The organism is Allofournierella sp. (genome assembly GCF_048388525.1).
Classification (GTDB): Bacteria; Bacillota; Clostridia; order Oscillospirales; family Ruminococcaceae; genus BQOK01.
This window is the reverse complement of the sequence record NZ_DBGCTQ010000101.1, coordinates 1-15,465: the sequence shown is the minus strand read 5'-3', so window position 1 is coordinate 15,465 and position 15,465 is coordinate 1. Positions and strand designations below refer to the sequence as shown.

At 63.8% G+C, this 15,465-nt stretch carries 14 protein-coding genes; 4 read left to right on the top strand and 10 right to left on the bottom strand.

Going from position 1 to position 15,465, the window contains the following annotated elements:
- Positions 1-18: 18 nt before the first annotated feature.
- Positions 19-1,548, top strand: a complete 1,530-nt coding sequence (locus ACMLHZ_RS12145) for a YifB family Mg chelatase-like AAA ATPase (protein ID WP_418667955.1) — start codon at positions 19-21, stop codon at positions 1,546-1,548.
- Positions 1,549-1,566: 18 nt separating this feature from the next.
- Positions 1,567-2,037 carry an NUDIX hydrolase gene (locus ACMLHZ_RS12140; RefSeq protein ID WP_418667954.1) on the top strand — a complete coding sequence of 157 codons (471 nt, stop codon included), beginning with the start codon at positions 1,567-1,569 and terminating at the stop codon, positions 2,035-2,037.
- Between the two features lie 82 nt (positions 2,038-2,119).
- Here ACMLHZ_RS12140 and ACMLHZ_RS12135 read toward each other — a convergent pair whose 3' ends face one another.
- From ACMLHZ_RS12135 to ACMLHZ_RS12095, 9 genes are all read right to left on the bottom strand, one after another.
- Positions 2,120-3,817: a GGDEF domain-containing protein gene (locus ACMLHZ_RS12135; protein ID WP_418667953.1), complete on the bottom strand. Its 1,698-nt coding sequence runs from the start codon at positions 3,815-3,817 to the stop codon at positions 2,120-2,122.
- 124 nt (positions 3,818-3,941) lie between these two features.
- Positions 3,942-4,595, bottom strand: a complete 654-nt coding sequence (gene plsY, locus ACMLHZ_RS12130; protein WP_418667952.1) for a glycerol-3-phosphate 1-O-acyltransferase PlsY — start codon at positions 4,593-4,595, stop codon at positions 3,942-3,944.
- A gap of 68 nt (positions 4,596-4,663) precedes the next feature.
- Positions 4,664-5,995, bottom strand: a complete 1,332-nt coding sequence (der, locus tag ACMLHZ_RS12125; protein WP_418667951.1) for a ribosome biogenesis GTPase Der — start codon at positions 5,993-5,995, stop codon at positions 4,664-4,666.
- Between the two features lie 54 nt (positions 5,996-6,049).
- Positions 6,050-7,363 carry a DUF512 domain-containing protein gene (locus ACMLHZ_RS12120; protein ID WP_418667950.1) on the bottom strand — a complete coding sequence of 438 codons (1,314 nt, stop codon included), beginning with the start codon at positions 7,361-7,363 and terminating at the stop codon, positions 6,050-6,052.
- A gap of 83 nt (positions 7,364-7,446) precedes the next feature.
- Entirely contained in the window at positions 7,447-7,629 is a 183-nt protein-coding gene (gene rpmF / locus ACMLHZ_RS12115; protein ID WP_177562648.1) for a 50S ribosomal protein L32, read from the bottom strand.
- 24 nt (positions 7,630-7,653) lie between these two features.
- Positions 7,654-8,157 (bottom strand): YceD family protein, encoded by a 504-nt coding sequence (locus tag ACMLHZ_RS12110; RefSeq protein ID WP_418667949.1) that lies wholly within the window; start codon positions 8,155-8,157, stop codon positions 7,654-7,656.
- Positions 8,158-8,278: 121 nt separating this feature from the next.
- Positions 8,279-8,680, bottom strand: a complete 402-nt coding sequence (locus ACMLHZ_RS12105; protein WP_177562646.1) for a hypothetical protein — start codon at positions 8,678-8,680, stop codon at positions 8,279-8,281.
- A gap of 78 nt (positions 8,681-8,758) precedes the next feature.
- Positions 8,759-10,093: a glucose-6-phosphate isomerase gene (locus ACMLHZ_RS12100; RefSeq protein ID WP_418667948.1), complete on the bottom strand. Its 1,335-nt coding sequence runs from the start codon at positions 10,091-10,093 to the stop codon at positions 8,759-8,761.
- 144 nt (positions 10,094-10,237) lie between these two features.
- On the bottom strand, positions 10,238-11,410 hold the full coding sequence (locus tag ACMLHZ_RS12095) for a D-alanyl-D-alanine carboxypeptidase family protein (RefSeq protein ID WP_418667947.1): 1,173 nt from the start codon (positions 11,408-11,410) through the stop codon (positions 10,238-10,240).
- Positions 11,411-11,573: 163 nt separating this feature from the next.
- On the opposite strand from ACMLHZ_RS12095, the gene mtaB reads away from it, so the two are divergent.
- Together mtaB and ACMLHZ_RS12085 are read left to right on the top strand one after the other, a co-directional pair.
- Complete coding sequence (gene mtaB, locus ACMLHZ_RS12090; protein WP_418667946.1) at positions 11,574-12,872, top strand: tRNA (N(6)-L-threonylcarbamoyladenosine(37)-C(2))-methylthiotransferase MtaB; 1,299 nt, start codon at positions 11,574-11,576, stop codon at positions 12,870-12,872.
- A 108-nt stretch (positions 12,873-12,980) separates the two neighbouring features.
- Entirely contained in the window at positions 12,981-14,498 is a 1,518-nt protein-coding gene (locus ACMLHZ_RS12085) for a 4Fe-4S dicluster domain-containing protein (RefSeq protein WP_418667985.1), read from the top strand.
- Positions 14,499-14,583: 85 nt separating this feature from the next.
- Here the strand turns inward: ACMLHZ_RS12085 and ACMLHZ_RS12080 are convergent.
- Positions 14,584-15,465 (bottom strand): WG repeat-containing protein (locus ACMLHZ_RS12080; protein WP_418667945.1); only part of this gene is annotated, 882 nt, incomplete at its 5' end.

The following is a 15,465-nucleotide window of genomic DNA, read 5'->3' as shown; positions in this document are numbered from 1 at the left end:
AGCAGGGAGGCATGGGCCATGTTCGCAAAGGTAAACAGCTTTGGCGTGAAAGGGCTGGCCGGCTTTGCGGTGACCGCCGAGGCGGACATCAGCGGCGGGCTGCCGCAGCTTGCCATTGTGGGCCTGCCGGACAGCGCCGTGAAAGAGGCCGCCGACCGGGTGCGCAGCGCGGCAAAAAACCTGGGCTACGCCTGGCCGCCCAGCCGCATCACGGTGAACCTGGCCCCGGCCGATGTGCGCAAGACCGGCCCGGTGTATGATCTGCCGGTGCTGCTGGCTTTGCTGTGCGCCAGCGGGCAGCTGCCCCGGCAAAACGGCGCGCGGGCTTTTGTGGGCGAGCTCTCGCTGGACGGGGCGCTGCGTCCGGTGGCGGGCATTCTGCCCATGGCGCTGGCGGCTGCGGGCTGCGGCGTGAACGAGCTGTTCGTACCCACCGAAAACGCGGCCGAGGCCGCAGCCGTGGAAGGTCTTTCCGTCTACGGTGCCGCCACCGCGGCCCAGGTAGTGCGGCATCTCACCGGCGAAGAGCCCCTCACCCCTGTCCCGGCGGCTCCCTTTTCCGGCGGCTGTGCCGACTCCGCGCTGGATTTTGCCGACGTGCGCGGCCAGCTTGCGGCCCGCCGCGCCATGGAGATCGCGGCCGCGGGCGGTCACAATCTTTTGCTCATCGGCAGCCCGGGCGCCGGAAAGTCCATGCTTGCAAAGCGCCTGCCGGGCATCCTGCCGCCCCTCACCCGCGAGGAGGCCATGGAGTGCACCGGCATCTACTCGGTGGCGGGGCTTTTGCCCGGCGGCGCCGGCCTGCTGGCGCGCCGGCCCTTCCGCAGCCCCCATCACAGCGTCAGCGCGGCGGCCCTGGCGGGCGGCGGCGCGGCGCTGCGCCCCGGCGAGGTGAGCCTGGCCCACAACGGGGTGCTTTTTCTGGACGAACTTCCCGAATTTCACCGCGACGCGCTGGAGGTGCTGCGCCAGCCGGTGGAGGACGGCGCGGTCACCGTCAGCCGCGCCAGCGGCACCGTGACCTACCCCAGCCGCTTTATGCTGGTGGCGGCCATGAACCCCTGTAAATGCGGCTATTTCGGCCACCCCACCCGGCCCTGCACCTGCACGCCCAGCGCCGTTGAGCGGTACCGCCAGCGCATCAGCGGCCCGCTTTTGGACCGCATCGACCTGCATGTGGAGGTTCCGCCCGTGGCCTACGGCGAGCTCAGCGGCCCTGCCGCCGGCGAGCCCAGCGCCGCCATCCGCGCCCGGGTGCTGGCGGCCCGCGAGGTGCAGCGGGCCCGCTACAAGGCGGCCGGGGTGCACTGCAACGCCCAGCTGCCCAGTGTGCTGCTGCGCGCGGCCTGCCCGCTGGACAAAGCGGCCGAGGCCACCCTGAAAGCCGCCTTCGACCGGCTGGGCCTCTCGGCCCGTGCCTACGACCGGGTTCTCAAAGTCAGCCGCACCATTGCCGACCTGGCCGGGCGCGAAACCATCGGCGCGGCCCAGGTGGCCGAGGCGCTGCAATACCGCACCCTGGACCGGAAATATTGGTACGATACCTGACGGAAAGGCGGGAAAACGATGATTAACTCCACCCTTTGCTACCTGGAACGGGGCGGCGAATACCTGATGCTGCACCGCACCAAAAAGCGGCGGGACGCAAACGCGGGCAAGTGGATCGGCGTGGGCGGCAAGTTTGAAGAGGGCGAAAGCCCGGACGAATGCCTGTGCCGCGAAGTCAAAGAGGAAACAGGCCTCACCCTGACAGGTTGGACCCCGCGGGGCATCGTGACCTTTGTTTCCAGCGAGTGGCCCACGGAATACATGCACCTTTTCACCTCCGATTCCTTTTCCGGCGTCCTCCGGCCGTGCAGCGAAGGCGAGCTTGCCTGGGTGCCCAGGGCCAAGGTGGCCGGGCTGCCCCTCTGGGCGGGCGACCGGCTGTTTTTGGACCTGCTGGAACGAAACGCCCCTTTCTTTTTCCTCAAGTTGGAATACGAAGGAGAACAGCTGGTGCGGGCGGCGCTGAACGGTGAGCCGTTTCCCCTGTGAGCCGCCGCTCCAGCGTCTTGCCTCTGCAAAAGGCCCGGATCACGCTGCCCAAATGGGGGCGGCTGATCCGGGCCTTTTCTTTTTAAAGCAGAGGCTCCGCACCGGGCGCAGCGCACAGCTCCGGCCCACGTTCCATCCGGGCCTTTTTTTCGTACATGCCCCGGTCAGCACGGGTGAATGCCTGGTCAATGGTTTCACCCGGCGCCGGGCGGCACCAGCCCCAGGCGGCTTTCAGGGGGTACGGCACGCTTCGGCCCCGTTCTTCCATGCCCGCTTCAAAGGCGGCCGTCCCCTCCTCAAAGGCCGCGTCCGCCCTGGCGCCATCTTCTGTGCAGAGCACGCAAAACTCGTCGCCGCCAATGCGGTACACCCTGCCTGCCGTTCCAAACGCCTCTTTCATGGCCGCGGCACAGTGAATGATCGCTTCATCGCCCGCAGCATGGCCAAAGCCGTCGTTGATGGCTTTCAGTCCGTTCAGGTCGGCCACCAGAATGATCGGCCTTCCCTGCCTTTGGCCCTGGCGATACGCTTCCATGCTCAGTTCAAACGCCGTCCGGTTTTCAAGCCCGGTAAGCGCGTCGGTGTAGGCCAGGCGGCGCAGGGCCTGCTGTTCCACAAAAGCCGCCCGCTCGGCGCTGGCCTGCTGCACAACCTGCCAGCCCAGCGCCCCTGCAAAGCATAAAAACCCCCAGCGGGTGAAGAGCACGTCGTCCTGCGTGTGGTCGCCCAGGTAAAAGCGCAGCATATCCACCATGCCAAAGCCCCCAAAGAGCAGGCAGGCGGCAAACAGGTGGGGCTGCAGGGCCGCGTTCGGGCCGCGGCCCTTTTTCAGCCAAACCGTCACAATGCCCCCCGCCGCCGCCAGCACCAGCAGGTGGACCCCCGTAATGGTGCGCAGATACGGCGCCCACCCCAGAAACTGGGCGGCCTGAATCCATACAAAATTCACCGCACTCAGCCAGTAGATCACGTGGAAGTAGCGAATTTGTTCAAAGTCCGGGTAGGTGAGCAAAAAGCCAAGCACACAAACCGGCACCAGCGCAAAGCTGGTGAATACCAGTGCATAGCACAGGGTCACATTGCCGCTGAAAAGCTGAAAGGAACGGGTTTCCAGCGCCGCCCAAATTCCGGCGGTCACGGCCAGGGCCCCCAGCCAGCGCAGCCGCGAAGCCGCCAGCCCCTCCCGGAACAAAAGGCTGGCGGCGAGCAGGGCCAGCCCCATTGCCACCGCCAGAAAGCAGGCCGCCAGGCCGGGCAGCGCAGTCCGGAACACCAGGGTAAGCAGTGCTGCCTTGGTCCCCAAATACACCATGTCCACAGCGCCGGCGCCGCCTGTAAACCGCAGGGTCAGGGCAGCGCCCTGCCAGCCGGCAGGCAGCCGCACAATGTGCTTGGAGGTTCCAAAGCCCACGTCCACCACCGCGCCCTGCTGGCCGCTGTATTCGTAAAGCAGTTTTCCGTTCAAAAACACCTGCACCGCCTGCTGGCTGGTGCGCAGCAAAATGGAGTTTCCCTGCGCCGCGTCCTCGGTGAGCACCCTGCTGATCTCAACCGCGCCGTCCGGCCCCGCCTCCAGCACGGCGGGCAGTTCGCAGGCGGCCCCTTCGGCCGTTGTCCAGCCGGTGCGCAGCGCCTCCGCCTGTTCCCCGGCGAGCCATACGTCCGGTGCCCCGGGCCGCAGCGCCAGGCCAAGCGCAAAGCAAAAACCAAAAAGCAGCAGCAGCGCAAAAACCGTGCCGCGCCCCCTGTTTTTTCCAAACGCCGCAAGGAATCGTTTCATTCCCACGCCCCCCGCCTGCATCGCGCAAAAAAATCACGGTCTATATAGTATATGTTATCATACTCTTTACGGCAGCGCAACGAAAAAAAGAAGCCCTCCTCTTTTCAAAGAGAAGGGCTTCTTTTCATTTCTTCTGCCCGAATTTGTACTCAGTTCCATTTTTGAGGCGCTGAATATTTGCCCGGTGCATCCAGATCACCAAAAGGCCCATGACCAGGGCGCACAGGGTGGTGAACCACACGCTGCGCCCCGTGTACCAGGACCAAAGCGCGGTAAACACCGGATACAGCGCCGCCACCGTGACCGAGGAAAGGCTCACGATGCGGGTGGCGAACGCCAGGGCAAAAAACACCACTGCCAGCGCCAGCAGCACCACCGGCTCGGTGGCCAGGATCGCTCCCGCGGCCACGGCCACGCCCTTACCGCCCTTAAAACCGAACCACACCGGCCACAAATGGCCGCACACCGCAAAAATGGCCGCCACATAGCCGCCGTACACCGCCCAGGCGGGGCTCACGGTGCACAGCCCAAAAAGCAGCCGGCCCAGCGCCACGGCCAGCACACCCTTGCCAAGGTCGCCCGCCAGGGTCAGGGCGGCCGCGGCCTTGCCATAGGTGCGAAGCATATTCGTGGCGCCCGCGTTGCCGCTGCCCTTGGAGCGCACGTCCTCCCGGTAAACCAGCCGGCTCACCACCACGCCAAAGTCAATGCTTCCCAGCAAATACGCCGCTGCGGCTGCCGCCGCCAGCAGCAGCGCCGCCAACAGGATGGGGTTCATAAAACGGCCTCCTTTTTATGTTCGGCCGCGCTGAAAGCCTGCGCGGCAGGGCCACTGCGGGCGGGGGCTCATTTGGTCTTTCCGTCGCCCCGCTCCCGCACGATCAGCCGGACGGGAGTGCCCTCCAGCCCAAAGGTCTCGCGGATCTGGTTTTCAATATAACGCTGGTACGAAAAATGGAACAGATCCCGCCGGTTCACAAAGCACACAAAGGTGGGCGGCCGGGTGGAGATCTGGGTCATATAAAAGATCTTGAGCCGTTTGCCCTTATCGCTGGGGGGCTGCACCCGGGCCGTGGCCCGGGCCAGCAGCTCGTTCAGCATACCGGTGGTCACCCGCAGGGCATTCTGCTCGTCCACATATTTGATGAGCTGGAACAGCCGGTCCACCCGCTGGCCGGTCTTTGCGCTGATGAAAATGATGGGGGCGTAGCTCATAAAGCTGAAATCGTTCACGAGCTTTTTGCGGGCCGCGTCCATGGTCTTGTCGTCCTTTTCCACCGCGTCCCACTTGTTCACCGCAATGATGCATCCCTTGCCCTGCTCGTGGGCATAGCCCGCCACCTTGCTGTCCTGCTCGGTAAAGCCCTCGGTGGCGTCGATCATGATCACGCACACCCGGCTGCGTTCCACTGCCGCCAGGCTGCGCAGCACGCTGTAGCGCTCAACCCCGCTCTCCACCCGGCCCTTTTTGCGCAGGCCCGCGGTGTCGGTAAAAATAAAGCTGCCGTACTGGTTGTCCACCTGGGTGTCGATGGCATCGCGGGTGGTGCCGGCCTCGTTTGCCACGATCATGCGCTGTTCGCCCAGCACATAGTTCACAAGGCTGGATTTTCCCACGTTGGGCCGGCCGATCACCGCCACGCTGATCCGCTCGTCCTCTTCCGCCCGCTCTTCGGCCGGTTTCAGGTGGCTGCACACCGCGTCCAGCAGATCGCCGGTGCCGTGCCCGTGCACGCTGGACACCGGGAACACCTCGCCCAGGCCCAGGCTGTAAAAGTCGTACAGCTCCAGCGGGGGCGCCCCCACCTTGTCCACCTTGTTCACCGCCAGCACCACCGGCTTGCCGCTGCGCATCAGCATGGCCGCCACATCCTGATCCTGCGCAGTCACGCCCGCGTGCAGGTCGGTGACCATAATGATGCAGTCGGCCGAGTCGATGGCCACCTGCGCCTGCTCGCGCATGTGCAGCAGAATGCCGTCGTCGATGCCCGGCTCGATCCCGCCGGTATCCACCAGCAAAAACCGGTGCTCCTGCCACTCGCAGTCGCCAAAAATGCGGTCCCGGGTCACACCGGGGGTGTCTTCCACAATGGCCAGGCGCTGGCCGATCAGCTTGTTGAACAGGGTGGATTTGCCCACATTGGGGCGGCCTACCACCGCTACGATGGGTTTTGCCATGCTCGGGGCCCCCTTTCTCACTTAGTCCTTAGTATTGCCCGCAAGGGCCGGGCTTCACCCAAGCCGGGGCGCAAGCAGGGCTTTCACAAGCTCTCCGCCCCCGCTGGGCAGAATATGGACCTTCACTTTCAGGGCCTTTTCCAGATCCTGGATGGTCCAATCGTCCAGAAACCGGTCCCGCTCGGCCCGCAGCATCACGTCCGGCACGCCCAGGTGGCGGCTTTTGAGCCGCCCCTTGCACTGAGCCACGATGTCGGTGGCGGTAACAAGTCCCGCCACGCTCACATTGCCCCCAAAAAAGTCGTTCCGGATGGGGTGCACCGCCACCTGCACGGTGGGGTGGCGCAGGGTCAACGCGCGCACCATCTCGGTGATCAGGGGCGCGGCCAGGGTGCCGGTCACCAGGTCGATGCGGCGGGGCACGGGCCAGCGCCGGCGGTAAAATTGCAGTTCGGCCATGAACTCATCGCGGAACAGCCGCCACATGCCCACGCCGTTTTCCAGCTGGGCGTAATCCTCGTAAAACGAGCCGGGCGGAATGGGCCTCCCCGCGCACAGATACCACTCGTCGCCCGGGTACACAATGCGCGCGCCATACTTTTTTTTGCAGGCGGCGCCCTGTTCCTCCAGAATATCCAGCACGGCGGCGCTGCTGGCTGCGTCGTAGGCCTCAAGCTTATAAAGGCCCTTGCGGTAACGGGTCAGCCCGCTGGGCACCGCGGCGATGCTCTGCACCGCCGGGTACATGCCGGTGAGCTTTTCCAGGCTTCGGCGCAAAGCGTCCCCATCGTTCACGCCCCGGCACAGCACCAGCTGGCAGTTCATCTGAATGCCCGCCCCGGCGAACTCGTCCAGATATTTCAGTGTTTCACCCGCGCGCTTATTTGCCATCATGCGCACCCGCAGCGCGGGGTCTGTGGTGTGCACCGAAATATTGATGGGCGAGATGTGCATCTTTTTGATGCGCTCCACCTCATGGTCGGAAAGGTTTGTGAGCGTGACGTAGTTGCCGAATAAAAACGAGAGCCGCTCGTCGTCGTCTTTGAAGTAAAGGGTGTCCCGCAGGCCGGGGGGCAGCTGGTCGATAAAGCAGAACATGCAATGGTTGGAGCAGGAGTGCTTCTGGTCGATCAGATACGTTTCAAACTCGCAGCCCAGGGGCTCATAATCGCCCTTTTCCACCTGCAGATAGTCCAGCTTGCCCTGTTTCATCACTGCCAGCTCAAACTTGGTTCCGGAGGTGTAGAACTGGTAGTCCAGCATGTCATTGATCTCGTTGCCGTCCGCCGAATAGAGCATCGAGCCCGCCGTAAGGCCCAGCCGTTCGGCCGCCGAGCCCTTCTGCACGTTTTTCACGCGCACCGCCATGTTCCCTCACCTGCCTTTCGCGCCCTGTGGGGCAAAGAAAAAGGGGAAGGCTGTGCCCTCCCCTTACTTTTGCGGAAAGCGGATCACGCTTCCTTTTTCACGATTTCCTTGCCCTTGTAGTAGCCGCAGTTGCCGCATACCTGATGGGGGAGCTTGTACTCGCCGCACTGGCTGCACTTCACCAGCGCAGGGGCTTCCAGCTTCCACACAGAGGAGCGACGCTTGTCGCGCCGTGCCTGGGAAACCTTTCTCTTGGGTACTGCCATGTTAAGCACCTCCTCTAATGTGAATCATTCGCTCAGCAGTTCTTTCAATATAGCAAGCCTTGCGTCTGCGGGGGCGCTCTGCCCTGCCGTACAGCAGGAACAGCCTGCCGCTTTTGGGGTTCCGCACACAGGGCATAGCCCTTCACAGTCCGGGCTGCACAGCAGCACCGGGGGTACCTCCAGCACCAGTTCCTCAAAGATCAGCTCGTCCAGATCAAGAGCGCCTTTTTCGCTGATGGGAAGCTCCAGCTCCTCGCTGAAAAGGTCTTGTTCGCGCACCTGCCATCGCCTGAAAAACGAATGATCCTGGCGCACAGGTTCAAGGCAGCGGGCGCACGCGGCGCTGATCCCGGCCGAAACGTTCAGCTGCAGCTCCGCCCCATTCTCACCGGGGACGGCCGAGAAACTGGCCTTCACCGGGCCGCAGGGGGCGTAACCGGGCCAATCCCACCCGGAAAGATCGCACGCAAATGCCGTTTCATAGGGTGTGCGACCGGTCTGCAAAAACTGTTTCAGGTCAAAAACCATAGTCCACCTCGAAAAGACCGCCTACCTAGTATATCGGATGCGGGGCGGTTTGTCAATAGCAAATTCAAGGCGGGGGCCAAAAAATTGGCCCCCGCCCGAAACACAAAGCAGTCCCAGCGCTTTACAGGTATTTCTGCACGTCGGCGGGCAGAACAGCCGCATCCGCGGAAATGGTCACGGTCACGTTCACGCTGGCGGCAATGGCGTCCACCTTGGCCAGGAACGCGCCCAGGCCGGCCAGGTCGTGGTCGCACACCTTCAAAATTCCATCGATATACAGCTCGGTGATGTCGTAGTTTCCGGCCAGCACGCCGGCCACAAAGCCGTACATCATCTCATAACCGTTCACCTTATATTCATCCAGATCAATCAGCCGGGCCGCGTGATCGATGTTGTAGGTCAGCTGCATGGACTTTTCCAGCACAACAACATTGCCGGAAGTGGTCTTGGTCACAGCGTTGATGCTCTCGATCATTGCCTTGGTCTTGCCGGAGCCTTTGGTGCCAACGATCAGTTTAATCATATAGGGGGTACCTCCTTTTATTTTAAGAGGCGGACAGCCGGGCCGCCGCGCCCCTTTCAGGCGTTTTTCGGGGTGCGGTCACCGCAGCTTTGCTTCCAGCTCGGCCTTGCGGTCCTCGTAGCCGGGCTTGCCCAGCAGCGCGAACATATTCTTTTTGTAGCTCTCCACGCCGGGCTGGTCAAAGGGGTTGACCCCCAGCATATAACCGCTCACGGCGCAGGCCTTTTCAAAGAAGTAGATCAGCCAGCCCAGATCGTATTCCGCAAGGCTGGGCACCTCCAGCAGGATGTTGGGCACGCTGCCGTCGGTGTGGGCCAGCACGGTGCCCTGCATGGCCTTTTGGTTCACCACGCTCATGGGCTGGCCGGCCAAAAAGTTCAGGCCGTCCAGGTCGGCGGCGTCCGGCTCGATGAACAGGTCGGCGGCGGGCTTGTGGATGTTCACCACCGTCTCAAACATCACCCGGCTGCCCTCCTGCACGAATTGGCCCATGCTGTGCAGGTCTGTGGAAAAGATGACGCTGGTGGGCATGAGGCCCTTGTTGTCCTTGCCCTCGCTCTCCCCGTAAAGCTGCTTGTACCACTCGTTCATCATGGCAAAATTCGGTTCATAGGCGGCCAGCAGCTCCACCGATTTTCCCTTGCGGTACAGGATATTGCGGGCGGCGGCGTACCTGTAGCAGTCATTTTCAGGGGTGCACTGGGCATACGCGGCGCGCGCGTCGGCCGCGCCCTGCATCAGCCGGTCAATGTCACACCCGGCGCAGGCGATGGGCAAAAGGCCCACGGCGGTAAGCACCGAATAGCGGCCGCCCACATCGTCCGGCACCACAAAGGTGGGCCAGCCCTCTTCGTCGGCCTCCTGCTTCAGGGTGCCGCGGGCCTTGTCGGTGGTGGCGTAGATGCGCTTTCCGGCTTCCTCAGCGCCATAGCGGTCTTCCAGATACTTTTTGAATACCCGGAACGCCAGCGCGGGCTCGGTGGTGGTGCCGGATTTGGAGATCACGTTCACGCTCACCCGCTTGCCCTCGCAGCAGGCCAGGATGTCGTTCAGGTAGGCGGGCGAGATGGAATTGCCCGCAAAAAAGATCTGCGGGCAATTCTTGCAGGTGCAGTTGTACATCTGGCCCTTAACAGCCTCGATGGCGGCCCGGGCGCCCAGGTAAGAACCCCCAATGCCGATGACCACCAGCACGTCGGAATCCTGCCGGATCTTTTCAGCGGCGGCCTTGATGCGCGCGAATTCCTGCTTGTCATAATCCACGGGCAGGTCCACCCAGCCCAAAAAGTCGCTTCCAGGGCCGGTGCGGCTCTCCAGCAGCTCGTGCGCCGCCCGCACCTGCGGCCAGATGGCACTGAACTCAGCCTCTTTCACAAAGCCCGCCAGGTGCTTGCCGTTGAATTGGATGCTCATTGCAAAACCCCCGTTCCCGGGCCCGCGCCGCGCCCGGAAAAGGGCGGGCGGGTCAAGGTATTTTCTTTGTAATAACTATACCGTTTTGAGGGGGCAAAGTCAAGGTATGTTGGGTCGAACCTCACAAAATATGCACGTCCTGCCTCAGTGGGTCAGCAGGGCCTGCCACAGCCGTTCAAAGCCCAGCGCCACGGTCATGCGGGGCACCTCGCCCCCCGCCGTGACCGGCCAGGAGCCAAGCTCCGTGTCGCCTGCCGTGACCGTAACGGTGCCCACCTCGGCGCCCTCGCTCACCGGCGCTTCCAGCTCCTCGGGCAGCTCCAGGGTGCTGGCAAGGCTCTGGCCCTCGCCTTTTTTTACCAGCAGATTCTCCGGCATGGCGTAGGCCAGCGGCACCGTTTCCTCGCTGCCGCGCTTCACCGGCAGCTCGGCGGGCGCGCCCTCCGGCATGGGGGCGCAGGCGCTCTCAAAATTGGCAAAGCCGTAGTCCAAAAGGGCAGTGGCGGCGTCGAACCGCTCGCCGCTGGAAGGGCTGCCCAGCACCACCGCAATCAGGGACAGGCCGTCCCGGGTGGCGCTGGCCGAAAGGCACACGCCGGCGCCGCTGGTGGTGCCGGTCTTGAGGCCGTTCACGCCGTTGTAGCGCTTGAGCAGCTTGTTGGTGTTGAGCAGCTGGGTTTCCCCGCCCCGCAGGGTGTCCATCCAAATGGTGGTGTAATGGGTGATGGAGGGGTGATGGGTAAGGATCTCGCGGCTCATGATGGCCACATCCCGCGCGGTGGACAGATGCCCCTCCTCGTCCAGGCCGCAGGCGTTTTTAAAATGGGTGTTCGCCATGCCCAGCTCCGCGGCCTTTTGGTTCATCAGCTCGGCAAAAGCGGGCTCGGAACCGCCGATGAACTCGGCCACCGCCACCGCCGCGTCGTTTGCGCTGGACACACAGATGGCCTTGAGCATCTCGTCCAGGGTAAAGGTTTCGCCCGGCTCCAGCCAGATCTGGCTGCCGCCCATGTTGTAGGCGTGCTCAGACACGGGCACCGTGTCCTGCAGGGTCACCTTGCCGCTGTCGAGCGCCTCCATGGTAAGCAGCAGGGTCATCACCTTGGTGATCGAGGCAATGGGCATCTGCTGGTCCGGCTGCTTTTCGTACAGCACCGTGCCGCTGTTCTGCTCGATCAGGATCGCGCCCTTGCAGGGCACATCGAAATCGGGCAGGGCAAACCGCCCGGCAGTGAGCTCCTCGGCCCCCGCGGGCAGGCAAAGCGCCGCCGCCAGCACCAGGCAAAGCGCCAGCGCAAACGCGCGTTTTTTGAACATACAGGCATCATCCTTCCCTTTTTGCTGTTGGAACACAGTTTGTCTATGGCATGTATATGCTGGCTTTTCGGGAATATAGCCCCGCCGCTTGCGATTTTGCCCCCTACCCTTTATAATAGGGCAGGAACAAGGCCGGCAAACGCCGGCTGCAAGGAGAAAAATAATGCGCGTAAGTTTTTATACCCTGGGGTGCAAGGTAAATCAAAATGAGACCGGCGCCCTGGAACAGCTGTTCTGCCGCAGCGGTTATACCCTGGCAGGGCCCGGCGAGGCGGCGGATGTATATGTGGTGAACAGCTGCACCGTCACCGCCGGGGGCGATAAAAAAAGCCGCCAGTGGCTGCGGCGCGCCAAGCGCGAGGCCCCGGGCGCGGTAACCGTGCTTGCCGGCTGCTACCCGCAGGCCTTTCCGGCCGAGGCGGCCGCGGTGGCCGAGGCCGACGTGGTGGTGGGCAACGCCGCCCGGCAGGAGATGCTCAGCGCGGTCGCCAGGGCGCTTGCCACCGGCGAGCGCGTGGTGGACATCCGCGCCCACGAAAAAGGCGAGGCCTTCGAGGAGCTGCCCATGGAGACCTTTGAGGGGCACACTCGCGCCTTTATCAAGGTACAGGACGGCTGCGACCGGCAGTGCGCCTACTGCGTGATCCCAAAAGCGCGGGGGCGCAGCCGCAGCCGCGCTCAGGGCAGCATCCTGGCCGAACTGCGGGCCCTGGGCGCGGCGGGCTACAAAGAGGTGGTGCTCAGCGGCATCAACCTGCCCAGCTACGGCAAAGACACCGGCGCCAATCTCACCGGCCTCATCGAGGCCTGCGCAGGGGTGGCCGGCATCGAGCGCATCCGGCTGGGCAGCCTGGAGCCCGACCTGCTCACCGACCGGGACATCGCCCGCATGGCCGCCTGCAAAAAGCTGTGCCCCCAGTTCCACCTTTCGCTGCAGAGCGGGTGCGAAACCACCCTGCGCCGCATGCGCCGCACCTACACCGCCGCGCAGTATGCCCTGGTGGTGGACAAGCTGCGGGCTGCCTACGGCGGCGCCGCAAGCTTCACCACCGACGTGATCGTGGGCTTTCCCGGCGAGACCGAGGCCGATTTTTGCGAGAGCATGGCTTTTGTGGAGCGCCAGCGCTTTTTAAAGGTGAATGTGTTCCCCTATTCCAGCCGGCCCGGCACCCCCGCGGCCTCGTTCCCGGGCCAGCTGCCGGAGGCGGAGAAAACCGCCCGGGTGCATCGGCTGCAAACCCTGGCGGACGGGGTGCGGGCCGGGCTGATCGAGGCGATGCTGGGCGTCCGGGACGAGGTCCTGCTGGAAAAACCGCTCAGTTCGAACCTTTTTACCGGCTACACCCGGCTGTATGTGCCGGTGGCGGTAAAAGCGCCGGGCGGCAGGCCCGGGCAGATCGTGACCGCCCGGCTCCAAAGCTGGGACGGCGAGCGCTGCCGGGCTGAGGCGCTGCCCGGCTGAGCCGGCCGTGCAGGTTTTCCCGCTGCGCTTGGCGCGGCGCTCTTCCTGTGATATAATTTTGACAGATCTTCTCTCCACTGCTGAAAGGAGCTATGAGCCATGAGCAATATGCGCGGCATTTACACCACCGTGACCGACATCCGGCGGCGCGTTTTCACCGAGGTCGCCCGCCTCTCCTACGAGGGGCAGGATTACGCCCACGAGATGGCGCGGCTGCCCTACAAAATCATTCCCGGCGAGGTGGGCACCCACCGCAACAGTATCTTTTTGGAGCGGGCCATCGTGTCCGAGCGGGTGCGGCTTGCCATGGGCCTGCCCCTGCGCCCCATCGACGAGCAGGCCCCCATCAACGCGGGCATCGAGAACAGTGTGATCGCGCAGAAGTATTACGACCCGCCGCTGGTGAACATCATCAAATTCGCCTGTTCGGCCTGCCCGCCCAAGCTTGTGGAGGTCACCGAAATGTGCCGCGGGTGTCTGGCGCACCCCTGCAACGACGTGTGCCCCAAAAATGCCATCCACTTTACCCCCGGCGGCCACTCGGTGATCGATCAGGACAAATGCATCAAATGCGGCAAGTGCGCGGAGGTGTGCCCCTACCACGCCATCGTAAAAATGGAGCGCCCCTGCGCCGCCGCCTGCGGCATGAACGCCATCGGCTCAGACGAGCTGGGCCGTGCCCGCATCGACTACGACAAGTGCGTCTCCTGCGGCATGTGCCTGGTGAACTGCCCCTTCGGCGCCATTGTGGACAAGGGCCAGATCTTCCAGCTCATCCAAAGCATCCGCCAGGGCGACAAGGTTTACGCCATCATGGCCCCCGCCTTTGTGAGCCAGTTTCCCGGCCTGACCCCCGCCAAGCTCCAGGCCGCCATGCGGCAGCTCGGCTTTGCCGACACGGTGGAAGTGGCGATCGGCGCCGACCTGTGCACCATTGAGGAAGCAAAGGACTTCATGCGCGAGGTGCCTGAGCATCAGCCCTTCATGGCCACCAGCTGCTGCCCCAGCTGGAGCATGATGGCCAAAAAGCTGTTCCCGGAGCTGGCCATGAACATCAGCATGGCCCTGACCCCCATGGTACTGACTGCCCGGCTTTTGAAAAAGCGGGTGGGCAGGGATGTAAAGGTGGCCTTTATCGGCCCCTGCGCCGCCAAAAAGCTGGAGGCCAGCCGCCGCACCATCCGCAGCGATGTGGACTTTGTGCTCACCTTTGAAGAGCTGATGGGCATGTTCGAGGCCCGCGAGGTGGATTTTGAAGCCCTGGAAGCCGCCGAGGGGGACGAATTCGACAAAGCCAGTGCCGACGGCCGGGGCTTTGCTGTGACCGGCGGCGTGGCCCAGGCGGTGGTGAACGCTATCCACGAGCTCGACCCCGCGCGGGAGGTAAAGGTGGCCAGCGCCCAAGGCCTGGCCGAATGCAAAAAGCTGCTCATGATGGCCCGGGCCGGCAAATACAACGGCTATCTGCTGGAGGGCATGGGCTGCCCCGGCGGCTGCATGGGCGGTGCCGGCACCCTGGCCGACCCGGCCAGGGCGGCGGCGGCCCTGGCCAAGTACAAGGCCGAGGCCCCCATGCAGCGCTCCACCGAAAGCCCTTACGAGATTGACCTGGGCTTTTTGAACTGAGCGCGCCGCCCTTTTAAAACGACGCAAAAACGTGCCCGCCGGGGTGTCCCGGCGGGCACGTTTGCTTTTTTGATCGGGCCGTATTTTACCCGGCGGGCCAGGCCGCCAGCTCGGCCACACCCCAGCCCTCGGCGGTCTTCACCCAGGCCCTGCCGCCGGTGGCGGTCTGCGCATCCAAAAAGGTCATGCTGGTCTTTTGGGTGCCCGCAAGGCTCACATAACCCCAGCCGGTGTCCGTCTGCACAGCGGCCAGGCCATTTTTATAGGGCCGCACCTGCCGGTACTGGCAGGGCACCATCTCCTCGCCGTCCGCAGCGCTCACAAAGCCCCAAAGGCCCCCCTGCTTCACCGGGAAAACGCTCTCGCTGGCGGCCCGGATCTCCTCGTACCGCACCGAGTTCAGGGGCGTACCGTCCGGCAAAAACAGCATCATGGCGCTGGCCTCGCTGATCTCCACCGGGTGCTCCTCGTCGCCGATGTGGTACCGGCTGCTGCCCGGGTCTTCCGGCCCGGTCAGCGCGGTGATCGTGACCACCTTCGCAATGATGGGTTCGGGGCTGTAGGTCATCTCCTGGCTCCAGGGCTGCAGGTAGCCCATCCAGTCCTCCAGATACAGGGTGCCGGAGGCTTCGTCGTAAAAAATGCCGCTCTCGCTGATGCCGTGGCCGCCGCTGCCCACCACCTCGCCCTGGGCGTTGTAAATCTCGGTCTCGCCCTCGTTGGTGATGCCGCAGACCGGGCACCAGTGCACGTTTTTTTCGGCGGGCACCACAATGTTGCCCGCCAGGTCGATCACGCCCGTGCCGCCGTTCTGGGTGAACAGCGCCAGCTGCTGGCGCTCGGCGGTGGTGAGATGATCCACCGGCAAAAACTCCGCCAGGCTCTGCACAATCTCCAGGTCACTGCGGGGCTCCACCACCCAGCCCGGGGCCGGGGTGGCGCTGGGCTTTGGGGCCTCGGTGGCTGC